We start from the raw sequence: 22,232 nt of genomic DNA, 5'->3' as shown, positions 1-22,232 counted from the left end.
GATCGTCAGTCGCCGATCCCGAACAGCTTCTCGATGAAGTTGCGGTCTTCCTTCTGGGCCCGGCGTGCCGGCGCGGCCGGACGCGGCGCCGGCGCCTCCGGCTCGCCGAAGATCTGGCCGAGGATGCCGGCCGGTGAGCCCGGAGCGGCGCTCGCCACCGAAGCGGTCGTCTCAGGCGCCTTGCGCCAGCGGTTGATGTTGGGCAGCGGAACCGGATTCTGACCCTTGAGCGCCTGGGTCATGTAGGTCTTCCAGACTTCGGCCGGCAGGTTTCCGCCGGTGACCTTCTTGGTCAATTCGCCATCGTCGTTGCCGAGCCAGACACCGGTGACGAGGCTCCCCGAGAAGCCGATGAACCAAGCATCGCGGTAATCCTGGGTGGTGCCACTCTTGCCTGCGAGGTCCCAGCCCGGGATGTCGGACTTCTTGGCGGTGCCGCTGACGAAGGTCTCGTGCATCATCGCGTTCATCATGCCGTCGGCATCGGCGCTGATGACCCGGCCGAGGCCGCTGTCGGCGCGCTTGTAGAGCACCTTGCCGTCCTGGCTCTTCACGCTGGTGACCACGTACGGGATCACGCCGATGCCACCATTGGCGAAGGCGCCGTAGGCTCCGACCATCTCCAGCAGCGTCACTTCCGACGTGCCGAGGGCGATCGACCCGTTCGCCTGGAGCGGGGACGTGATCCCGAGCCGCTGGGCGGTCTGCACCACCGCCTTCGGGCCGACTTCCTGGCCGAGACGCACCGCGACGGTGTTCAGCGATTGCGCGAGCGCGGTCCGCAGGGTGACCGGACCCTCGTAGCGATGCGAGTAGTTTTCCGGCGCCCAATTGCCGATGCGGATCGGGGCGTCATCGCGCACGGTGTCGGGCGTCGCCCCATGCTCCACCGCGGTGAGGTAGACGAAGGGCTTGAACGACGAGCCGGGCTGCCGCTTCGCGGTGGTCGCGCGGTTGAACTGGCTCTGGGCGTAGTCGCGACCGCCGATCAGGGCGCGGATCGCGCCGTCGGGCCGCATCGAGACCAGGGCGCCCTGGCCCACGTTGAACCGCGCGCCCTTGGCGTTGAGCTCGTCGGTGAGTGCGCGTTCGGCGGTGGCCTGGAGACCGGTATCGACGGTGGTCTGCACGGAGATGTCGGTGTCGAACTTGCCGACGTAATCGTCGAGCACGTCCATCACGAGGTCCGCGACGTAGTTGGCCGAGCCGCCGCCGCGGGCGTTGGCGGGCTTCGCGGGCTGAGCGAGGGCCACCTTGACGTCCTGCGCCGACGCGAAGGCGAGGTCCTGCATGGCCGCGAGCACCTGTGCGGCGCGCGCCTGGGCGGCGGGCAGGTTGCGGTTCGGGGCGAGCCGCGAGGGGGCCTGCACGAGGCCGCCGAGCATGGCCGCCTGCGCGAGGCTCACCTCCTTGGCAGGCTTGCCGAAATACCGCTGCGCCGCGGCCTCGACGCCGTAGGCGCCGGCGCCGAAATAGACGCGGTTCAGGTACAGCTCGAGGATCTCGTCCTTGGTGTACTTGTGCTCCAGCCACAGGGCGAGGATGGCTTCCTGGATCTTGCGCGAGGCGGAGCGCTCGGGCGTCAGGAACAGGTTTTTGGCGAGTTGCTGCGTCAGGGTCGATCCGCCCTGGGCGACGCCGCGCCGGGTCAGGTTCTGGCCGATGGCGCGCAGGATGCCGACCGGGTCGACGCCGAAATGCTGGTAGAACCGCCGATCCTCGATCGCCACGAAGGCGCGGGGGAGATAAGGCGGGAGCTCCTTGATCGAGACCACGCGGCCGCCCGTCTCGCCGCGGTTGGCCAGCAGCGAGCCGTCGCTCGCCAAGATGGCGATGTTGGGCGGCCGCTTGGGTACGGCGAGCTGGTCGATCGGGGGCAACTGAGAGGCGTGGTAGGCGATCAGTCCGGCCAGACCGATCACGGCCCAGAGGCCGAGCACGACGGTGCCGTAGACGATCCGGCCGAGCCACGACCGGCGACGGCGGGCGCCGCCCGAACGCTTCGGTCGGCCGCCCGTCTTGGCCGGCTGCCGCGCCGTGCCGCCCGATCGCTTCGCCACGCGCTCTCCTGTCCCGGGACGGTCCTCCCGGGACAGGCGCAGATCGAGTTCGCCGCGATCCCTCACGCGCCCTTCGGGCACATCGAAGTTCGGCTCAATCCTGCCTCGACCCTTGGCCATGCATCCCGTCTTCGCATTGATCCGAACCGACGCGCGGGTCCCGTGCGACGCGTAGCGGTTTCCGCACGCTAAATGCGGCCGTTTAAGGGGCCGTTATCGATGCGGTCCGCGCCCGTTCCCGGCTTCGACCGGAGAGAGCGTCAGGACCCCGATGCCTGATCAACGGGAGGCGTCACACCGAGCACACGCCGGGACTCGGTAAGGAGCACATCGTGACGCACGGCTTGCGGACCCGAATCCGGCGTCTCGCGGCCGAGGCGGGCGATGCGTGACCGGAAGAGCCGTCGGCGCAGACCGAGCCACCCGATGCTCTTCGTGAGCGCATGAAGGACGAGGCGGACGGCCTCCGTCCGCTCCCGCTCCAGCACGAGTTCGCTCTTGAGATTCTCCTCGCGATGAAGTGCGGCCTCGAGGTCGTGCCGCAGGGCGGCGCCGGCCTGTTCGTCCTTGCGTGCGGCCGTGAGTTGGATCCGGCATTCCTGCAGTGCGCTGAGCAGCAGAAGTTCCTGCGCGGACGCATCTCTCATCAAGCCCTCCTGAGGCGCCACCTTCGCATGAAGACCGGACGGTGCGGCCACACACAGCCCAATGCGCGATGTCGATGGCTGCCGGCGACGGCATAGCGAGCGACGCCGCTGGCCGGAAGCCGGCATCCGGATTATTCGGCAGCGTGACCACGAACCAGGGGGAATCAGGGACGTGCGCCATCGGATCGTTGTGGCCTTCGGGGCCTTGTCGTTGGGATCGGCCGTGCTGCACCTGACGCCCGTGCAGGCCTACCAGCTCGACACCGTGAACCTGGTCGGCTGCGCCCAGGAGGGCGGAATCTGCCGGATGCCCTACCCGACCAACGTGTATTACGGGGTGCCGGGCCGGACCAACGGTCGCCCGTTCCCGCAGGGCGGCACGGTTCCGTGCAACACGCAGACTTTCGGCGACCCGGCTCCGGGCCAGCCGAAGAGCTGCTGGTACGCGCCGCGCATCACCGCCGGCGGCGGTAACGAGCGCAGTCGCATTGACGAGGACGACGAGCCGCGCCGCGATACCTATCGCTACGGTCGCGACTACGATCGCCCGCCGCTACGCCGTCCCTACGACGCGGATTACGGACCGTCGCGGCGTCGCGATCGGGACGATCCGGACGAGGATTGATCTGCGACCTTGAAACTCAGTCCGCGCGCGCAACCGGCCTGTTAACCGTCGCTTGGCAACATGGTGACGCGCGAAGCCCGGCTCCACGGGCTGACGTGATCGGTGGGAGGCCATGACGGAGAATCGCCGCAGCGTTTTCCGGAAGAACGCCTTCACGATCGGCAGCGTGGTGCTCGCCCACGGCGAGGCCGGCTGCCTGGTCTGGGATGTGACCGAGACGGGCGCCCAGATCGAGGTCGAGGGCGACCAGGTCGTCCCGGCGACGTTCCTGCTGCGCTTGATTGAGGGAGCCGAGCCGCGGCCGGCCGCCGTGGCGTGGCGGCGAGGCCGCCGGATCGGCCTGACCTTCGAGCCTGTCGAAGGCTGAGCCCGCGCCTCAGCCCGGTTGCAGAGCGGTCACGGTGCGGGCGCCGGCCGTGGCGAAGACGAAGCGCCGGGGTCGCACGAACAGGAAATCGAACGGCGTGCCGCGCACGATCCGCTCGAGGATCAATGGCATCAGCACCGCCATCGCGATGACCATCAGGCTCGTCACGCCGACATCGGCGATCCAACCGCTGCGCACGAGAATCTCCCGCGTTGCGGCCATAGGCAACGAGAAGGCGAGATAGATCACGATCGAGCGCTGGCCGCAGATTCTGATCCCTTCGGCGACCGGACCGCCCAACCGGACGATCAGCGCGGCGGTCACGACGATCGCCAGGGCGCCTGCCGCACCCAGCGCAAGACTGACGAGCGGCAGACTGGCCAAGGTGGGATGATCCGGGTTGCGCCAGGGGGTCAGGGCCAGCCATCCTTCCAGGGCAGCCCAGGCGGCAAGGCCGCACAGGGCAAGACCGATCCGGCGGTGCGCGGTGTCGGCCAGCGCGAAGATCCGGCCCGCAAACAGGTACCCGGCGAGGAAATAGACATAGCGGGCGCAGAATTCATCGATCAGCGTCGAGTCGCTGCGGATGTCGGCGATCTGCAGCAGGGCAGCGCCCGCCAGCACCAAGCCCGCAGGCAGCTGGCGGAGCGCCTTGGTCACCACCGAGAACACCGCCAGCAGATAGATGAACCACAGGCTGGAATAGGGTTCGATCAGCGCATGGGCGAGATGCGCCACGAAGTCGGTCGGCCCACCGTCGCCTACGATCTTGCCGTACCGCGCGACCGACTGGATCACGAGCCAAAGCAGGTAAAAGTAGGCGAAGTGCACGACGCGGCGGTCGGAGAACAGACGCCAGTCACGGTCGATCACCCGGCCCATGAACAGCCCGGACAGCAGGAAGAAGTCCGGGATCCGGAACGGCTTCGCGAAGGCCACGACCGGATGCAGAAAACCTTCGCCGCCCATGGCTTCGCCGGTGCCGGTCACCGCATGCATCATGACCACGAGGAGGATGCAGATGCCCTTGGCGATATCGACCCAGGCGAGCCGATCGCTCGCATCCCCGGTTCCTGCCATCGTCCCGTCCTCGAAGCCGAGGCGATCCTGAACCGGGAACGGTTGACGACAAGGCTCTGCGCCGGCGCGAGCTGTCGACGTGGCGAATGCCCGGTAAATGGTGTGCGTCAGGACTTGCGCCGTGCCGCGCGCCGGTCGCGGGTCGTGCGGGTCGCGGCGTGGAAATCGGCGGGCTTGCCGCGGACCCAGGTCAGGAACCGCTCGATCTCCGGATCGGCCCTGAGGGCCTCCACATCGGCGAGGCGCTTGGCGATCTCGGCCTCGCTGTAGCGGGCATGGATGGCCGAGTGGCAGATCTGGTGCAGCCGGACCGTGCCCCGGTGCGTCCCGCCTTTCAGCTTCGGAGTCAGGTGATGGAGGCTGGAGCGGGCGCTGGGCGGGATCGGTCGCTCGCAGAGCGGGCAGACCGGATCCGGACGCGCGACCGTCTCCAATGCATCGGGATCATCGAAACTCCAACGCCGTGAGCGCCGTCCGACCACGCACATCCTCCCCCGTTCACCCTTTTACCCCTCAAAATCCGCCGGCGCCCAGACGGGCGCGAGGCGTTTTTAAAACAGCGCCTCGGCCTCGCGATCGCGGACGCCCAGGATCGAGACGTGGTCACCCGGAATGACCGCGATCCGGGCTCGTGGCCCGGCTGAAGCCGCAAGGGCGACCGCAAGCTTGGCCGGCACCACGGGATCACGGCGTCCGGGAACGATCAGCACGGGCGCCGTCCCGGTGCGGATGCGCCGGTCCGAGCGATAGGTGTCGCGCAGGAGCCGGGATGGGGCCAGCGGGACATGCCGCCGCACGGCATCCGTCATCGAGTCGAACGGCGCCTCCAGAGACAAGCCAAGCGACGAGGTGCGCGCGCCGATCGCGACTGCGACGGCGGCGCCCAAGGAATGGCCGTGAAGCAGGATCGGGGCACCCGGTGCCGGCGCGGCCACCGCCGCCATTCCGTCACGGATCAGCCCCGTCTCGCTCGGTTGCCCGGTCGAGCCCGGATAGCCGCGATCGGCGGGGGCCAGGACGCCCCAGACGCCAGGTGCCAGGCACCATCGCTGAAACGGGCCCCCTGCGGCTCGGGTCTCGAGCCATGGCCGTGGAAACTGACCACCACGCCGCAGCCCGGCTGCGACGACTTCCACAACGCGTGCAGCGTCTCGCCGTCCTCGGTGACGAGGGCGATCGCGGCCGCATCCGGAACTGCCACGCCGGCGCGCGGTGACCGATCGGCGCCCGGATAGAGGACGCGGCGCTGGTTGAGCCCGAGCACGACCAGGGCGAGCCCGTAGAAGAGAATGGCCGCGAGAACCAGGCCGATCAGGAGACGCATATCCGCCGGCGGGAAAGCGCCGCTTTCGCCGGAGCGCGAGACGGGCCGGGAGCAACTGTTCTTTACGGATTGCCCCCGGCATTGACAAAGCGGCCCGCGAGCCCGAGTCTTGAAACGTTCCGAGGGGGGCCCTGCAGGGGGCTGAGATTGGGCACGCTGCCCTGACCCTTGAACCTGATCCGGCTCATACCGGCGGAGGGACGGGAACCTGCGGTCGCGCGTCGCGCGGCCGGCTCTCTTCTCAGCCATCGCGTGGACCGGACCGCTCCAGAACGAGGAGAGGCCCACGATGAACGCACCCGTTCTCCCCAAGGACGTGAAAGGCAGCCCCGAGGCCGTGACCACCGGTCCGGTTACCGGATCGCGCAAGGTCTATGCGAGCCCGGCCGGCAGGCTGGATATCCGCGTGCCCTACCGCGAGATTGCCCTCTCCGATCCCAAAGAGGCTCCGGTGCGGGTCTACGACCCGTCGGGGCCCTACACCGAGACGGATGCGCGTATCGACCTCAATGCCGGCCTGCCCGGCGTGCGCGAACCCTGGATCGCCGGTCGCGGCTACGCGGCGGTCGCGCCGCGGGCGGTCAAGCCGGAGGATAACGGCTTCGCGGGCGACAAGCTCGTCGCCGCCTGTCCCGCCGAGCGGCTCATCCGCAAGGCCGCGCCGGGCCAGATGGTGACGCAGTACGAGTTCGCCCGCGCGGGGATCATCACCGAGGAGATGATCTACGTCGCCCATCGCGAGAATGCCTGCCGCGAGACGATGCTGGAGGGTGCGGACGCCGCACTCGCCGACGGCCAGAGCTTCGGGGCCTCGGTCCCGCCCTTCATCACGCCCGAATTCGTTCGGGACGAGATCGCCCGCGGCCGCGCGATCATCCCGGCCAACATCAACCACACCGAGCTGGAGCCGATGGCGATCGGCCGGAACTTCCTGGTCAAGATCAACGCCAATATCGGCAACTCGGCCGTGACCTCCTCGGCCGCCGACGAGGTCGAGAAGTTGGTCTGGTCGATCCGCTGGGGCGCCGACACGGTCATGGACCTGTCCACCGGCCGCAACATCCACAACATCCGCTCGTGGATCATCCGCAACAGCCCGGTCCCGATCGGCACGGTGCCGATCTACCAGGCGCTGGAGAAGGTCGGCGGCGATCCGCTCAAGCTCGACTGGGAGGTGTTCAAGGACACACTCATCGAGCAGGCCGAGCAGGGCATCGACTACTTCACCATCCATGCCGGCGTTCGGCTGGCCCATGTGCCGCTGACCGCCCGGCGCGTCACCGGCATCGTCTCGCGCGGCGGCTCGATCATGGCGCGCTGGTGCCTCGCCGGGCACCGGGAATCGTTCCTCTACGAGCGGTTCGACGAGATCTGCGACATCATGCGGGCCTACGACGTGTCGTTCTCGCTGGGCGACGGCCTGCGCCCCGGCTCGATCGCCGACGCCAACGACGCCGCGCAGTTCGGCGAGCTGGAGACGCTGGGCGAGTTGACCAAGGTCGCCTGGGACAAGGGCTGCCAAGTGATGATCGAGGGTCCCGGCCACGTGCCGATGCACAAGATCAAGGTCAACATGGAGAAGCAGCTGAAGGAGTGCGGCGAGGCGCCGTTCTACACCCTCGGCCCGCTGACCACCGACATCGCCCCCGGCTACGACCACATCACCTCGGGCATCGGCGCCGCCATGATCGGCTGGTTCGGCACCGCGATGCTCTGCTACGTCACCCCGAAGGAGCATCTCGGCCTGCCCGACCGGGACGACGTGAAGACCGGCGTCATCACCTACAAGATCGCCGCTCACGCCGCCGACCTCGCCAAGGGCCACCCCGCCGCGCAGCTGCGCGACGACGCGCTCAGCCGCGCCCGGTTCGACTTCCGCTGGGAAGACCAGTTCAACCTTGGGCTCGATCCAGACACGGCCCGGCGCTACCACGACGAGACGCTGCCGAAGGATGCCCACAAGGTCGCGCATTTCTGTTCGATGTGCGGGCCGAAATTCTGCTCGATGAAGATCACGCAGGACCTGCGCGCCGAGGTGCTGGCGATGGAGGAGGCCGGCGAGGTCGTGGGCGCATCGCCCGCGATGTCGAAGGCCGAGGCCGAGGCCGGCATGCGGGCGAAGTCGGAGGAATTCCTGGCCGAGGGTGGCAAGCTCTACGTCGACGCCGCCGAGTGAGATGGCGGCACGCCCGGTCCGTTCAGGATCCGGGCGTGCCGCAGCCCCGCCCCAGCGTTCCGCCACGCGGGGCCGCGATATCGAGGACCGCGCCCGGGCGGGCGCCGTAGGCATCGTGCAACGTCGCGAGCATCAGATCGGCAGCAATCCCGACGTCCGGTGGATCTCCCAGCTCCACGATCCGCGCAAAATTTTCCCGCGGACCATCCTGAACGAAGTGGAGCGCCGCCAGGGCGGCCAGAGCGGATGCATTCAGCCGCAGGCGGTCCCCTCCTGGTGGCCCGTAGGCGCCCGAGGCTGCCTCGCAGAGCATCTGCATATCCCGGTTCTGGAAGATGCACTGGACGTAACGCTGCGGGTGCGCGTGCAGCGTTAGGACGATGAAGCGGTCGCGCGAGACGGTGATCGATCCGCGTCGGTGTATGGCCTCGAGCCGCTCCGCGATCGCGCAGCGGTGTTCGCCGATGAAAAGCGTGCGCCCGCCCGGATCGACTCCGGAATCCGGCGCGGCCAGCGCCGCAGTCGCCGCAAAAGCGAGTGTGTAACAGACCCTGCGCATCTCGAAGCCACGCGATGCCGGAAGGCGTTCGGCCGTCACCGATCGACGGAACGGTGCCTGATCAGTCGCCCGACGCGAAGAATGCAGCACGAATTTGTGACGTGGCGGTAACGGGATGTTCATCGCATCGCCGAACGCCCTCAGGTGTCCGGTGGACCGTCCGCCGGCCTTAACCGATGATTAGGCAGGCGCGCGGTTCAATCCTCCGATCACAGGATCGCAGGAGACCGGCCATGGAGATCCGCACGCTGACCACCTCGTCGTCGGGGCCACAGGGCCTCGACGCCCTCGGAGCGACGGCCGCCGCCGCCGTGACCCAGAAGGCGCCTGAACCGCAGGTCGAAACCGCGCCGCTCGAACCTGCGGTGAAGCTCGACATCGGCTCCAATGGCGGCAAGGCGCGCTACATTCAGGATCCGGACACCAGCACGATCGTCTTCCAGGTGCTCGATCCCTCATCCGGTACCGTGATCGAGCAACTTCCGAGCGAGACCGCCTTGCGCAATCGCGCCTACGATTCCGCGCACGGAACGCGCAGTTCCCATTCCGGCAGCCTGTCGCGGGTCGCCTGAATCCGCCGGGTCAGGCTCGAAGGCGACGGAGGCCGTCGTCCGAGGCGTTGCCCCGCAGGCCGAACGCGGTCAGCGGAAGGATCTCCACGCGCTGATTGTGCCGGGCGATGAGGACGCTGTTTTCTGAGACGGAGGTCCACGTTCCGTGGTCGCGATCGAGCGGCTCGGAAGCGACGACGACGCCACCGTCGGACGCGCGATAGTAGAGAGAATTGGCCTTGTCGTTGGCGGCGTATCGGAACGCGTAGAGATCGCGTCCGTCCGCCAGAGCGGCTGTGAACCGGAACGGATGTTCACCCGCCAGATCGGTCAGCCGAACGAGCGCGCGCGCCGTTGCATCCACGGGATCGCGGCGCGGACCGGACCCCATCAGGCCGCAGCCGAGCAGGCCGAGGAAGATCGCCTCGGAATCCGTCGTGCCGGCACGGGACGGGTAGAGTTCGTCGGGGATCATCGCCTCGACCGGTCGCCGCAGCCGGCTCCAATCGCCGATATAGCCGTTGTGCATGAACAGCCACGGCCCGCACGCGAACGGATGGCAGTTCGGCCGGGTAATCGGCGTGCCCGTCGCGGCCCGCACATGCGCGAAGAACAGGTGCGAGTGCAGGTGGCGGCACAGGTAGCGCAGGTTGTCGTCCGACCAGGCGGGCTGCACCTCGCGATAGCGACCCGGCTCGGGATGATCCCCGTACCAGCCCAGCCCGAAGCCGTCGCCATTGGTCGCCGCCGTCGACTCCAGCGCCTGGATGCTTTGCGAGACCAGGCTATGGGATGGCTCAGTGACGTAATGCTCCAGCGGGATGGTGCGTCCCGCATAGGCGATCCAGCGGCACATCGACGGGAATCCTCCGGGTGCGTGTCGCGAGGCTGATCCGGGACGATCGTGGATAAAGCGGGGCACCTTGAGCGCCGCGTCAATCACATTCGCTCGCGAGAACCGTGCCGCGCCGGTCAGCCTCAGACGCCGTGGGTCTGCAGCCAGCTCTCGAGAAGGGCGACCTGCCAGAGCTTGGAATTGCCCTTGGGCGTCAGCGTGCCGTCCGGATCGGCAAGCAGGTGGTCGACATAAGCGCGGTTGAAGATGCCGCGCGCCCGCGCCTCCGGCCTGTCCAGAACCTCGCGGACGAAATCCAGGAATGGGCCGCGGATGTGCTTCAGCGCCGGGACCGGGAAATAGCCCTTCTTCCGGTCGATGACTTCGGCCGGAACGACCGCGCGGGCCGCCTCCTTGAGGATGTACTTGCCGCCGTCCCGGACCTTCAGCTCCGCCGGAATGCGTGCTGCCAGCTCGACGAGGTCGTGGTCCAGGAACGGGACGCGGGCTTCGAGACCGCAGGCCATGGTCATGTTGTCGACCCGCTTCACGGGATCGTCGACCATCATGATCTGCTGATCGAGCTGCAGCGTCTTGTCGATGGCACTGGCGCTTTGGGAACCTGAGAAGAACGCTTCGAGATACGCGGTGCTGTAGTCGCCGTTCAGCATGTCCGGCGCCAGCGCCTCGCGCATCTCGTCATGATCACGGTCGAAATAGGCTCTCGCATAATCGGACACGGGATCGGTCGAGCCCATCAGCTTCGGGTACCAGTGATAGCCGCCGAACACCTCGTCGGCGCCTTGGCCGCTCTGGATTACCGTCACGTGCTTGGCGACCTCCTGCGACAGGAGCAGGAACGCGACCGCGTCGTGGCTCATCTGCGGCTCGGCCATGGCGGCGATCGCTGCGGGCAGCGCCTCCAGCGTGCGTGAACCATCGACGGCAAGCTTGGTGTGGTCGGTCGCGAAGGTGCGGGCGATGATGTCCGAGTACTTGAATTCATCACCCTCGACGCCGTTCACCGCGTCGAACCCGACTGAGAAGGTCTTCAATCCGGTCTGGCCCTTGCGGGCCAGGAGCGCAACGAGAAGCGAGCTGTCGAGTCCGCCCGACAGGAGAACGCCGGTGGGCACATCCGCCACCTGCCGGCGCTCCACCGCCGTGCCGAGCGTCTCGAGGACCGCGTCGCGCCAATCGGCCTCGGTCATGCCGCGATCGGCCTGGCGCGGACCGATCGTGACCGACCAGTAGATCTCCTCGTGTCGGGTGCCGTCCCGTTCCAGGGTGAGGATCGTCGCCGGGGCGAGCTTGCGGACGCCCTTGAGGATGGTCAGCGGCGCCGGTACGCCCGCGTGCCAGCTCATGTAGTGGTGGAGCGCCGCCGGATCGATCGCCGTGTCGACATCGCCGGCCGCGAGCAGGGCCGGCAGTGACGAGGCGAAGCGGAAACGGCCTTTCACGTCGCTGTAGTAAAGAGGTTTGACCCCAAGCCGATCACGCGCGAGCACGACGCGTCCGGAGTCGCGCTCCAGGACGGCGAAGGCGAACATGCCGTAGAACCGCTCGACGCAGGCCCGTCCCCAGGCGTGATAGGCCTTGAGCACGACCTCGGTGTCGCTCGTCGAGAAGAAGACGTAGCCTTTCGCTTCCAGCTCGGCGCGCAGCGCGCGGAAATTGTAGATGCAGCCGTTGAAGACGATTGCCAGCCCGAGGCCCGGATCGACCATCGGCTGCTGACCGGCCTCGGACAGGTCGATGATCTTCAGCCGGCGGTGGCCGAAGACGACACGGCCGGAGCCGAACAGACCCTCGCCATCCGGGCCGCGTGCTTGGAGGCAGCCCACCATGGCCTGGACGGCAGCGGGATCGGCCGATCCATTGAAGCTGATCTCACCGCAGATCCCGCACATCGTCGCTGTCGGCCTTCGTTCCGGCGGCATGACCGCATCAACCGAGCGGAACGGCCGGCGCGCCGTGACGTTCCTTCGTCCGCGCGGCATGGAGCAGCTGCACAGGTAGCCTGAGGCAGGGTCAACGCGTTTGACGCCGTCGCTGTCCGACTGCTAGACCATGGCCGTGCATGAGCGCATGGATCGCGAGCGGGCCGGTGGCTCCGCCCCGATGATCTGTGCAGTCCATGTCGGCGGGCGTAGTTCAGTGGTAGAACGTCAGCTTCCCAAGCTGAATGTCGTCGGTTCGATCCCGATCGCCCGCTCCAGCACTTCTTTCCAGTTATATCACAGCCTGTTCGGTGCCGCCGTCGCAGCGATCGCGAACGCCGAAGGAAACCACCCGTTCACGGGGGCGTGGGAGCGCCTGTCGACGGCACCTCCGCGTAAGTGATCTTGTAGGCCGTGGGGAACGGCGTGCCGCCGTCCTCGATCGGGCCGTCCGCCTGCAAGCCATCCCGCAGTAAAATCCGACGAACGATTTCCGGGATCATCGCGGCCGCCACGTAGCGGCCCAGGCATTCGTGGTGCCCGAGACCGAAATGCAGGTACGCATGATCGGGCCGGGTCGAATCGAACCGCTCGGGATCCGGCACCCATTCAGGGTCGAACATCGCAGACAGGCTCAAAGGCAGCACGACCTGGCCCTTCAGGATGCGGGTCTCGCCAGCGCTGTCGCGCCGGAGTACGTGATCGGCTTCGGCCTGACGGAACATGAAAGCGACGATCGGCGCGAAGCGCAGGGCTTCCCAGACATAGCCGTCGAAGGCGGCGGGACTGGCGGCGGCTGCACGCGCGGCCGCGTGGATGGCGGGGCGCCGGAGGATCTCCGCGAGGGCATTCACCACCGCCTCCGCGGTCGTCTCGATGGCGCCAATGAGGAGGCCGCCCACATTGATGACCACCCGGTCCATGCCGAATCCGCTCGCCGCCGGAAGATTCAGCCGGAGGAGGCGCGTGAGGATATCGTCAGGGAGAGGGGTGCCCGCTTTCAGCGCTGCAAGCCTTGCCGGGATCAGCGACGCGAAAGTGGCGCGCATCTCCTCGCGAGCCCGTTGCGCGGCACCCTGGACTGCCTCGGCATCGGGCCGATTGTCGAACGGAAGATTGTTGAACTGGTCCAGCTGGTTCGCATAGGACCAGCGCAGCAGGTCTCCGTCCGGGGCCGGGAAGCCGAAATAGCTCTGCACGATCCGCAAAGGGACCAGGCGCGAGATCGAGGCGACCACGTCGAGCGCCCCGCCGCCCGTGTCGAGGGCGGTGTCGGTGATCGCGCCGGCCTGCTCGCGGATGGCTGGAAGATCCTCCCACGACAGCATGGCGCGCATCACTGCCTTGTCGCGGTAGTTCACGTCGGTGCCGTCGAGGGCCAGCATGAACTGGCCCATCTTGGGCTTGTAGAGTGCCACCGAGAACACCGTCGGCAGGGAGAGGATCTCAGCGATCTCGGGCCGGCGGGCAACAAGGACGACCGTGCCACAGTCCAGCACCGGCCGCCGCTGACGCAACTGCGCGAAGAAGGGAAGCGGTGCGCGTCGAATCCAGTCCCGGGCGAGCGGCCAGCGCTCGGCAAGGGGCAGCGCTTCGAGTCGGTCGAGGCAGGGGGCGTCAGGGTCGGCAGGGCGCATGGACCTCTCCCATTCTGTTGCGATCCGGCCCGGACGGTCCGGCGATGGGGCGCGGGTCGTCAGTTGAGCGAGATGTCCAGGCCTTCGCGCAGGCGCGCGACGAGCTCGCCCTGCCGGTGCGTTTCCGTTTTCGCGAAGAGGGCGCGCAGCTGCGTGCGCACGGTCGAGATCGCGATGCCGCGCTCCCGGGCATGGGCGTCGAGCGACCGCCCCGAAGCGACCGCGTGGGCGAGGATCGCCTCGGCAGAGGTCAAGCCGAACAAGCTCTGAAGACGGACGGCGCCATCCTGGCCCTTTTTAGCACCGCTTCGGATCACGACGGCCAATTCGGCCTTGACCCGCGACCCGGTTCCGGACGGTCGTTTCGACAGCGGATGCAGCGATACGCGAAACGGGATGCCGGTCTCGGCACAGGTGATCGCGATGTGCTCGGCCTGCGTGATCTTCACGTCGCCCGTCGCCGCCGCAAGAGCCTCACTGGCCGCGTGCGCAATCCGCCGGGAGCACGGGCCGTCCTTGAGCGCGAGGCTTCCCTTGTCGAGGGACAAGCCGGTGCGCGACTTCGCGAGCTCCTCGGCGGCGCGATTGGCGTGCGCGACCCGCAGGCGCGAATCGGTCAGGATCACGGCAGCGTCGAGAAGATCCAGTGCAGCGGCGAGGTCGGAGGAGCGCTCGGAGGCCTGCCGCATCAGGGCATAGAACTCGAAGGCCCGCCGCAGGTGCGGCACGAGCATCGCCAGGCGCCGCGCCTCGACAGATCGGAAGGGCCCCGCCTCCTCGTCGCGCATGGCGGCGAGCGTCGCCATGACGTCGGCCTCCTTGGCGAAGTAGGTGACGAGGCTGTGCTCGATGCCGAAGGGCCGCACGACCTCCTTGAAGAGAGCCGTCTCGCGGAACTGCACCGGGTCGACACCCTCCTCCGCCCGGATGACTTTGCCCTGGTTCGACAGGATGTAGGGCAGCCGGGGATCCTCCGTGGCGTGCCGGTAGAGGAACGTTCGGTACTGCGTACGGTCGAAACCCGACACCGCCCACATCGGCTTGCGGCTCCCGTCGAGGCTGAACACCGCGAGCTGACCAACGCGGCCTCCGACGAAATTCGTCAGATCTCCCAGTAGGGCCGACCACTCCTCAGGCTGGCCGACACGGTCGTAGATGGATCCGACCAGGTGCGAGTAGGCCTCAACTTCCTGCATCGCGGGGCTCCAAAGTTGGCAACGGGCGTGACGACGCGACTTTTCCGTTTCCGATCAGCATGGGTGAGGCACGAGCGACGCCCAGTACTAAGTACTTCCACTCATACAGCAATATGAGCTCGCATCATCAGTGACTATTCCGACGTTCCGACGACTTACAAGGTCCGAAGATACTCCAGAAGTTGCCGCCGCTTCGCATCATCGAGGCGGTCCGTCCCGTACGCGGGCCCCTCGTGGCCGCGATTCGCGTTTCCCGGTAGCGTCGTGTCGAACAGGAACGGGCCGACATCCGAACGGAAGCCGAGGCGGGCCTCGTCCAACTCCCGGCTTCCGACATGGAAGGTTTTGGAACGTTGTTCGGAGGGGAGCAGAAGTTCGTACAGGTTCGGCACCGAGCCGTTGTGCAGGAACGGTCCCGTGGCCCAGATCCCATCGAGCGGGCGCGCCTTGTAGGCGAGGAGATCGCGATCCTTGCGCCTATCGAGGAAGGTGGCGACCGCACCTTTACCACCGGCTGTCGAGACGTCGTTGAGGAGAGGGTTGCCGGATTTGATCGTCGAGGCACCCCGCTTGAGCAGGCGGTCGATGACAACGCTCTGATCGGCGCGGATCCGGGTCAGATCCGGCGCCTTATCGACCGGCGCCAGGATCGCGCCCGCGACGATCGCGCCGACGAGGTCGAGGCTGCGCGTCTCGGCGGGTAGCGGCGGCGTGGTCGCCAGAAACGGCATGCGGACACCCTCCAGGATGCCGGTCTTGGCCCGCCGGTTCGCAGCATTCTCTGCCATCTTCACATCGGTGCCGATGTCGGCGAGCGGCGTCATGACGATTGTCTGGGCGCGGTTGGATCCCTTGGCGGCGATCGCATGGCAGGACAGGCAGAGCTGATCGTACAGAACCTTGCCGGCGACGGCGTCGCGCTTCTGGGCCGGGGTGCGCGGCGCGATCCGGTCGGGCCAGATCGGTGCCGTCAGCGCGCCCAGCTGGTTCTCGATCCGCAGCAGGTTGAGCCGGTCCGCCGAGGTCTCGAACCAGAGCGGCGGAAGGGTCGGCTCGCGGATGTCGGCGTAGGCGAAGACGCCGAGCACTTCGCCGACGTTGCGGCCGAGGCGCTCGACGGCGAGCTTGTTCGGCGCGGAGCCGTTCCACTGCACCTTATCGTGCCAGGACGTGTCCCACAGGAACGGATAGCTGACGGGTGCATCGGGCTTGGCGATGTTGCGCCGGTCGTGCAGATCCAGGCCTGTCGCCCGGTTGAAGATCATCCCGAAAGCGTCCAGGCGCGCCGGCCCCCAGGACACCGACGCGCGGCTCGTCTCCACATAGTCCGAGAAGTCTTTAGCAAAACTGTCGAGGCTTTTGCGCAGGCGGTCACGGTCGGCCCCCGAGGCGCCCCGGTCTCGCGCAGACAGCTCAGGCGGGATGACGCGGTCTGCGAAGCGTTCGAACCGATCCGACTCGGTCGCGGTCAGGGTTAGGGCCCGGCCGAGTTCCTCGATGAAGGCGAACATGTCCGCATTGGTCGGGCCGCCGTCGATCTGGATCGTCTGCCCGCGCAGCTGGACGCGGTTCACGTGACAGGCGGCGCAGGTCATACCGACCCATTCGCCCCGGTCGTCGACATCCTTCACGAAGCCGATGGGCAGGCCGGTGCGGACGGAGCCGGACTCGCCGTCGTAGGGATTCGGCAGGTATCCGAAGCGCGCGAGATTGTCGGCCACGAACAGGCGGCCGCCCTCCGCACTCTCCAAGGACATGAACCACGCGTAGGGCATGATCTGCGAGCCCTGGCTCGCCGTGTAGAACCACGCCCTGTCCGAAGCGCTCCAAGACTGATTGAGGAAGAGCGGCGCCGGCCCCGGCTGCTTCGCGCCTGCCGGTATCGCCGGTCGCGCTGTCAGCACGATCAGCGCAGCGAGCGCCACGCCCGCGATCCTGGACCGGGTCACGATCGCATCTCGCGCATGGTCGGGACCTGCCGCCTCTCAGGGTGCTCCGAAAATTGATTAGACGTCGGTCATTTCAGCCGCTTCCCCCAAATGGAGGATAATCAGAGTAGGAATTCAAGCGCGAAAGAAACTTCCAGTGACAACGAACACTGGATTGGCAACCCGGTCCTGCTCGGCGCGCCGGCGCTCCAGACGGCCCGCGCGCCGCTCGTCCCCGCGCGTCAGCGCACCCCGCCACCGACGTTGATGTCCTCACCCGTCACCCAGCGGGCATCGTCGGACGCGAGGAACGCCACGACGCCCGCAATGTCATCCGGCTGGCCGGCGCGGCCGAGCGGGGTCTGCGCGACCATTCCCGCCTCCATCTCCGAACCGGAAATTCCGGCCGTATGCGTGCCCTCGGTCACCACGTAGCCGGGGCTGACCACGTTGACCCGGATCTTGCGCGGGGCCAGCTCATTGGCGAGGACGCCCGAGATCGCGTTCACGGCCCCCTTGGTGCCGCTGTAGACCGCCGTCGTGGCCGGATGGATGCTGGCCGCCACCGACGAGATGGTGATGATGCTGCCGCCCTCCCCGAGATGCTCCGAGGCGGCCTGCGTCGCCAGGAGCACGCCCAGCACGTTGACGTCGAAGATCCGGCGATAGTGCGCCTCGGTCACCTCGGCGAGCGCGGCGAATTCATACACGCCGGAATTGTTGACCAGGATGTCCAGCCGGCCGAATTCCTTGATCGCCGCTTGGATCAGCCCGCGCGCCTGCGCGGCGTCGGAGACGTCGGCCTGGACCGCCGTCGCCCTGCCCCCCGCCGCGGTGATCGCCGTCACGACGGCCTCCGCGCCCGTCCGGCTCGACGCGTAATTGACCACGACCGCGGCCCCATCCTTCGCCAGCGCCTTCGCGATCGCGGCGCCGATCCCCTTCGATGCCCCGGTCACCACTGCGACCTTGCCGTCGAGCTTCGACATGTGTGTTAACCTTCGACATGGGCCGGTTCCGGGATGGAAGCCATCGTCCCATAGTTCCGAATTTCGGAACTAATGAATCGGAGTTCAAGGCCCCATATGGCTGAAACATGAGGCCCCTGACTCACCCTGCGATTGAAGACGTTCAGCCCGAGGCGATCCTGCACGCGCTGGCCGATCCCGACCGGGCGGCGATCTTCGCCCGCATCACGCGCGCGGGCTGTGTCGAGGCCTGCTCGGCCGTCTCCGCGCTGGGCGAACGGGTGATCCCGAAATCGTCGCTGTCCAGCCATTTCAAGGTGCTGCGCGAGGCCGGCCTGATCCGGTCCGAGCGCCACGGCGTGGAGATGCGCAATCACTCACGCTTCGTCGAGGTCGATGCCCGCTTTCCCGGCATGCTCGCCGCGATCCTGAACGCCTATGCGGCCCGGTTCGCCGAGGACGGGACGGCCGAGACCAGGGCGGCCGAGACCAGGGCGGCCGAGACCAGGGCGGCCGAGACCGGCGGGACCTGAGCCACCGCCGGTCGATCGAGCCCCGCGGCTTCGGGGCGGCTCGCGCCGTCGATGGCGGTCAGCGTGCCGGACTTCCCCCGGGACCGAAGCCCGCGGGCGGACGCGAGCCGAGATGGCCTCGCAGGGTCCGGCTCTCGTAATCGCTGCGGAAGAGGCCGCGCCGCCGCAACTCGGGCAGCACCAGCTCGATGAAGTCGTCGAGGCCGCCGGGCAGGGTTGGCGGCATGATGTTGAAGCCGTCCGCGCCGCCGGCCTGGAAGCGCGCCTCCATCTCGTCGACGATCTGCGCCGCCGTTCCGACGATCTGCGAATGGCCGCGGGCGCCCGCGATGCGCAGGTAGAGCTGGCGCAGGGTCAGACCCTCGCGGCGGGCGAGATCGAACATGAGCTGCTGGCGGGACTTGATGCCTTCGGTCTCGGGCAGCTCCGGCACCGGTCCCTCGGGATCGTAGACCGACAGGTCGTGGCCGCCGATCATGCGGCCGAGCAGCGCCAGCCCGACCACCGGGTCGATCAGGTCTTGCAGCGCCTCGAACTTCGCCCGCGCCTCCGCCTCGCTCCGTCCGACGACGGGGAACAGGCCGGGCATGATCTTCAGGTCATCCGGCGCACGCCCGAACCCGGCCATACGCCCCTTGAGATCGCCGTAGAACGCGACCGCCTCGTCCAGTGTCTGGTTCGCGGTGAAGACGATCTCGGCGGTCCGCGCCGCGAGATCCTTGCCGGGCCCGGAAGCGCCGGCCTGCACCAGCACCGGCTGGCCCTGCGGCGTCCGCGAGATGTTGAGCGGCCCGCGGACCTCGAAATGCTTGCCGCGATGGTCGAGGGGCCGGAAGCCGTCCGGCTTCGAGAATTGGCCGCTGGCGCGGTCGATGATCACCGCGCCGTCTTCCCAGGTGTTCCAGAGGCCGAGGACCACGTCGACGAATTCCTCGGCGCGCTCGTATCGGTCGGCATGGCGGGCGATCCGGTCGCCGCCGAAATTCGCCGCCTCCGCGTCGGAGGCGGATGTGACGAGGTTCCAGCCGGCGCGTCCGCCGCTGAGATGATCGAGCGATGCGAAGCGCCGCGCCACGTTGTAGGGCTCGTTGAAGCTGGTCGACGTCGTGGCGACGAGACCGATCCGGCTCGTCACGGCAGCAAGGGCCGAGAGCAGGGTCAGCGGCTCGAAATGGGTCGAGCGCGCCGTCCGCTCGCTCGAGCGGAGGTCCAGATCACGGATCCCCGTGCCGTCCTCGAGGAAGATCAGGTCGAATTTGGCGGCTTCGGCCCGGCGCGCCCAGCCGACATAGCGCTCCAGAACGAGCCCGCCGTCGGCCTCGCTGGAGGGATGACGCCAGCCGGCCACATGGTGACCCGTCGCGTAGAAGAACGCGCCGAGGCGCAGGGTGTCCTGTCTCATCAATCCGACCGGCTTCGAAGACGGCCCGCTCCGGGCCGCGTCATGGGACGGAGTGTAGCCGACCGAGCAGCGGCCGCGAACCGCCGGTTGCGGACGCGGCGGAAGCCGCGAGCCCTCGCAACGGCGGACAGCTCACGCGGGGCTGCCACGACAGAGCTTCGAGATCAAATCCTTCTCCCGCCGCGGCCGAAAGCCGAAAATTATTGTCTTTATACTCCAAAGTAGAGAATGCACTTTCGTTGACTCGGGCGGCCTCCGAAAGGATCTTGTATACACTGTCTGCACCAGGGACGCCGCGGCACCGATGAAGACGCAGAAGCCGTCCGGCCGTGGCTCCGGAGCGACTTTGCGCGAAGGCCGCGCGCGCGAACGGCAATCCGCTCTGCCTCAAGGCGGTTTCACGAGCCTGCCTCGATGTCCCGCATCGGCAGGCCGCGTCCCGCCACGCCAAGTGCTGCTGTTCGCGCGCCACTGAGCGGCTTCCCCGTCAGCCAGACCGACCAAGACCGAAACGCCGGGCGCAGGGCCTCGGCCTCCCCAGCGGGGCGCCAGAACTCCGCGCATCGCAAGCCTCTCAAGCCTTAAGGTTACGCCCGTGTCGTTGATCCGCCGATCCCTGATGGCCGCCGGACTTGCTCTGGCCGGTCTGGCATTCCCCCTCGGGCAGGTTGCCCGCGCCGAGGAACCCAAGGAGATCCGGCTGGACTGGGCCACCTACAATCCGGTCGGCCTGCTCCTCAAGGAGAAGGGCTTCCTGGAGGAAGCGCTGGCCCCGCGCGGGATCAAGGTCCGGTGGGTCCAGTCGCTCGGCTCCAACAAGGCCCTCGAATTCCTCAATGCCGGAGCGATCGATTTCGGCTCGGCGGCGGGCGCGGCGGCCCTCGTGGCGCGGATCAACGGCAACCCGATCAAGGCGATCTACGCCTACTCGCGGCCCGAATGGACGGCCCTCGTCACCCGCAAGGACACCGGCATCACGAAGCCGGCCGACCTCAAAGGCAAGCGCGTCGCGGTCACCCGCGGCACCGATCCGCACATCTTCCTGATCCGCGCGCTCCAGGGCGCCGGCCTGACCGAGCGCGACGCCAAGCTCGTCCTGCTCCAGCACCCGGACGGGCGCACCGCCCTCGACCGGGGCGACGTCGACGCCTGGGCGGGCCTCGACCCGATGATGGCGGCCGCCGAGATCGAGAACGGCGACGTCCTGTTCTACCGCGACGCCGCCGCCAATACCTGGGGCCTGCTCGATGTCCGGGAGGCGTTCGCCAAGGAGAATCCGGACCTCGTGCGGGTGGTGATTGCCGCCTATGAGCGGGCGCGGGCCTACGCGCTGGCCAACCCGCAGGCGCTCTCCGCGGCCCTGGTCGCGGCCACCAAGCTGCCAGAGCCGGTGATCGCCCGCCAGCTCGAGCGCAACGATCTGTCCCAGCCGGCGATCGGCCCGGCCCAGGCCGAGTCGATCAAGGCCGCCGGCCTCGCCCTGCAGCAGGCCGGCGTGATCCCCGCCGGCACCGACGTGGCGGCTGCGGTCGACGGCCTGCTCGACCCGAGCTTCAATCCCGTCGCCGGACGGTGAGGCGCGGCGTGCCGCTGCTGCAGCGGGGCGGTCGCGCCGGACTCGGGCTGGTTCTGCCGCTCCTCCTCGCGATCGGATGGGAGATCGCGGTCGATACGGGACTCGCCTCCGGGCGCCTACTCCCGCCGCCGAGCCGGATCGGCGCGACGCTGTGGGACCTCGCGGCCTCGGGAGATCTCTGGATGCACGTCGAGGCGACCGTGGTCCGGGTCGGCCTCGGCTTCCTGTGCGGGGCCGCGGCCGGAATCCTGGCCGGCGCGCTGGTCGCCACGGTTCCGGTCCTGCGCTGGCTGGTCGATCCGAGCCTCCAGGCGCTCCGGGCCGTCCCGTCGCTGGCCTGGGTGCCGCTGTTCATCCTGTGGTTCGGCATCCTTGAGACGCCCAAGGTGCTGCTGATCGCCGTGGGCGTGTTCTTCCCGGTCTATGTCGGCGTGGCCGGGGCGATCGCCTCGGTGGATCGGAAGCTCGTGGAGGTGGGGCAGATCTTTCGCCTGTCGCGCCTCGCCCTTGCCCGCCGCATCCTCCTGCCGGCCGTCCTGCCGGCCACGCTCATCGGCCTGCGCACCGGCCTCGGGCTCGGCTTCCTGTTCGTCGTCGCGGCGGAGCTGATGGGTGCCTCCGAGGGCCTGGGCTACCTGCTGGTCGACGGCCAGCAATTCAGCAAGCCGGATCAGATCGTGGCGGCGATCATCGCCTTCGCGGTGGTCGGCAAGCTCGCCGACATGGCCCTGATCACGCTGACACACCCCTTGACGCGCTGGCAGGATACCGTGCGGGGGAGCCTGTGACGGCCGATCCGAGACCCGCGCAATTCGTGACGGCTCC

General features: G+C 68.0%; 21 protein-coding genes, 1 tRNA gene and 1 riboswitch. Of the genes, 8 read left to right on the top strand and 14 right to left on the bottom strand.

The window, feature by feature from the left end:
- Positions 1–5: 5 nt before the first annotated feature.
- Both JOE48_RS21765 and JOE48_RS21760 read right to left on the bottom strand, forming a co-directional pair.
- On the bottom strand, positions 6–2,180 hold the full coding sequence (locus JOE48_RS21765) for a transglycosylase domain-containing protein (protein ID WP_210032835.1): 2,175 nt from the start codon (positions 2,178–2,180) through the stop codon (positions 6–8).
- 140 nt (positions 2,181–2,320) lie between these two features.
- Positions 2,321–2,707 carry an ATP-dependent helicase gene (locus JOE48_RS21760; protein WP_210032833.1) on the bottom strand — a complete coding sequence of 129 codons (387 nt, stop codon included), beginning with the start codon at positions 2,705–2,707 and terminating at the stop codon, positions 2,321–2,323.
- Between the two features lie 172 nt (positions 2,708–2,879).
- On the opposite strand from JOE48_RS21760, the gene JOE48_RS21755 reads away from it, so the two are divergent.
- Entirely contained in the window at positions 2,880–3,332 is a 453-nt protein-coding gene (locus JOE48_RS21755; RefSeq protein ID WP_210032832.1) for a hypothetical protein, read from the top strand.
- Between the two features lie 112 nt (positions 3,333–3,444).
- Complete coding sequence (locus JOE48_RS21750; RefSeq protein WP_210032830.1) at positions 3,445–3,699, top strand: pilus assembly protein PilZ; 255 nt, start codon at positions 3,445–3,447, stop codon at positions 3,697–3,699.
- A gap of 9 nt (positions 3,700–3,708) precedes the next feature.
- Here the strand turns inward: JOE48_RS21750 and JOE48_RS21745 are convergent, their stop codons facing one another.
- The 4 genes from JOE48_RS21745 to JOE48_RS30460 all read right to left on the bottom strand — a co-directional run bounded on the left by JOE48_RS21745 (position 3,709) and on the right by JOE48_RS30460 (position 6,103).
- Positions 3,709–4,779, bottom strand: a complete 1,071-nt coding sequence (locus tag JOE48_RS21745) for an acyltransferase family protein (protein ID WP_210032829.1) — start codon at positions 4,777–4,779, stop codon at positions 3,709–3,711.
- 107 nt (positions 4,780–4,886) lie between these two features.
- A complete protein-coding gene (locus JOE48_RS21740; RefSeq protein WP_210032828.1) occupies positions 4,887–5,261 on the bottom strand; it encodes a restriction endonuclease in 375 nt (124 codons plus the stop codon).
- Between the two features lie 69 nt (positions 5,262–5,330).
- Positions 5,331–5,714, bottom strand: a complete 384-nt coding sequence (locus JOE48_RS30465; protein WP_245252913.1) for a hypothetical protein — start codon at positions 5,712–5,714, stop codon at positions 5,331–5,333.
- A 20-nt stretch (positions 5,715–5,734) separates the two neighbouring features.
- Positions 5,735–6,103 (bottom strand): hypothetical protein, encoded by a 369-nt coding sequence (locus JOE48_RS30460; RefSeq protein ID WP_245252912.1) that lies wholly within the window; start codon positions 6,101–6,103, stop codon positions 5,735–5,737.
- A gap of 112 nt (positions 6,104–6,215) precedes the next feature.
- Positions 6,216–6,321, top strand: a riboswitch (TPP riboswitch).
- A gap of 71 nt (positions 6,322–6,392) precedes the next feature.
- Here JOE48_RS30460 and thiC point away from each other — a divergent pair.
- Positions 6,393–8,279: a phosphomethylpyrimidine synthase ThiC gene (gene thiC / locus JOE48_RS21730; protein ID WP_210032827.1), complete on the top strand. Its 1,887-nt coding sequence runs from the start codon at positions 6,393–6,395 to the stop codon at positions 8,277–8,279.
- 22 nt (positions 8,280–8,301) lie between these two features.
- Here the strand turns inward: thiC and JOE48_RS21725 are convergent, their stop codons facing one another.
- The gene (locus tag JOE48_RS21725) at positions 8,302–8,961 is read right to left on the bottom strand and encodes a TY-Chap domain-containing protein (protein ID WP_210032826.1); all 660 of its coding nucleotides are present in this window, start codon (positions 8,959–8,961) and stop codon (positions 8,302–8,304) included.
- Positions 8,962–9,071: 110 nt separating this feature from the next.
- Here JOE48_RS21725 and JOE48_RS21720 point away from each other — a divergent pair, with 110 nt between their 5' ends.
- Positions 9,072–9,410 carry a hypothetical protein gene (locus JOE48_RS21720; protein WP_210032825.1) on the top strand — a complete coding sequence of 113 codons (339 nt, stop codon included), beginning with the start codon at positions 9,072–9,074 and terminating at the stop codon, positions 9,408–9,410.
- Positions 9,411–9,420: 10 nt separating this feature from the next.
- Here the strand turns inward: JOE48_RS21720 and JOE48_RS21715 are convergent, their stop codons facing one another.
- Positions 9,421–10,245, bottom strand: a complete 825-nt coding sequence (locus tag JOE48_RS21715) for a class II glutamine amidotransferase (protein ID WP_210032824.1) — start codon at positions 10,243–10,245, stop codon at positions 9,421–9,423.
- 122 nt (positions 10,246–10,367) lie between these two features.
- A complete protein-coding gene (locus JOE48_RS21710) occupies positions 10,368–12,137 on the bottom strand; it encodes an N-acetylglutaminylglutamine amidotransferase (protein ID WP_210032823.1) in 1,770 nt (589 codons plus the stop codon).
- Positions 12,138–12,370: 233 nt separating this feature from the next.
- On the opposite strand from JOE48_RS21710, the gene JOE48_RS21705 reads away from it, so the two are divergent.
- Positions 12,371–12,445 (top strand) — tRNA-Gly (locus JOE48_RS21705).
- 78 nt (positions 12,446–12,523) lie between these two features.
- Here the strand turns inward: JOE48_RS21705 and JOE48_RS21700 are convergent.
- From JOE48_RS21700 to JOE48_RS21685, 4 genes are all read right to left on the bottom strand, one after another.
- On the bottom strand, positions 12,524–13,804 hold the full coding sequence (locus JOE48_RS21700; RefSeq protein WP_210032822.1) for a cytochrome P450: 1,281 nt from the start codon (positions 13,802–13,804) through the stop codon (positions 12,524–12,526).
- A gap of 59 nt (positions 13,805–13,863) precedes the next feature.
- Positions 13,864–15,000, bottom strand: coding sequence for a helix-turn-helix transcriptional regulator (locus JOE48_RS21695; RefSeq protein WP_210032820.1), 1,137 nt, complete (start codon positions 14,998–15,000; stop codon positions 13,864–13,866).
- 155 nt (positions 15,001–15,155) lie between these two features.
- A complete protein-coding gene (locus JOE48_RS21690) occupies positions 15,156–16,949 on the bottom strand; it encodes a di-heme-cytochrome C peroxidase (protein WP_210032818.1) in 1,794 nt (597 codons plus the stop codon).
- Positions 16,950–17,170: 221 nt separating this feature from the next.
- Positions 17,171–17,917, bottom strand: coding sequence for a glucose 1-dehydrogenase (locus JOE48_RS21685; protein ID WP_210032816.1), 747 nt, complete (start codon positions 17,915–17,917; stop codon positions 17,171–17,173).
- Between the two features lie 107 nt (positions 17,918–18,024).
- On the opposite strand from JOE48_RS21685, the gene JOE48_RS21680 reads away from it, so the two are divergent.
- Entirely contained in the window at positions 18,025–18,429 is a 405-nt protein-coding gene (locus tag JOE48_RS21680; RefSeq protein ID WP_210032815.1) for an ArsR/SmtB family transcription factor, read from the top strand.
- 58 nt (positions 18,430–18,487) lie between these two features.
- Here the strand turns inward: JOE48_RS21680 and JOE48_RS21675 are convergent, their stop codons facing one another.
- Positions 18,488–19,831, bottom strand: a complete 1,344-nt coding sequence (locus JOE48_RS21675; RefSeq protein ID WP_210032814.1) for an LLM class flavin-dependent oxidoreductase — start codon at positions 19,829–19,831, stop codon at positions 18,488–18,490.
- Positions 19,832–20,450: 619 nt separating this feature from the next.
- Between JOE48_RS21675 and JOE48_RS21670 the strand changes: the two genes are divergently transcribed.
- Together JOE48_RS21670 and JOE48_RS21665 are read left to right on the top strand one after the other, a co-directional pair.
- The gene (locus JOE48_RS21670; protein ID WP_210032813.1) at positions 20,451–21,407 is read left to right on the top strand and encodes an aliphatic sulfonate ABC transporter substrate-binding protein; all 957 of its coding nucleotides are present in this window, start codon (positions 20,451–20,453) and stop codon (positions 21,405–21,407) included.
- An 8-nt stretch (positions 21,408–21,415) separates the two neighbouring features.
- Positions 21,416–22,195 carry an ABC transporter permease gene (locus tag JOE48_RS21665; protein WP_312893338.1) on the top strand — a complete coding sequence of 260 codons (780 nt, stop codon included), beginning with the start codon at positions 21,416–21,418 and terminating at the stop codon, positions 22,193–22,195.
- The last annotated feature ends 37 nt before the right edge of the window (positions 22,196–22,232 follow it).

Source organism: Methylobacterium sp. PvR107 (genome assembly GCF_017833295.1).
In the GTDB taxonomy this organism is placed as follows: Bacteria; Pseudomonadota; Alphaproteobacteria; order Rhizobiales; family Beijerinckiaceae; genus Methylobacterium.
The sequence above is the reverse complement of the archived record's forward strand: the minus strand, read 5'-3'. Positions and strand labels throughout refer to the sequence as shown.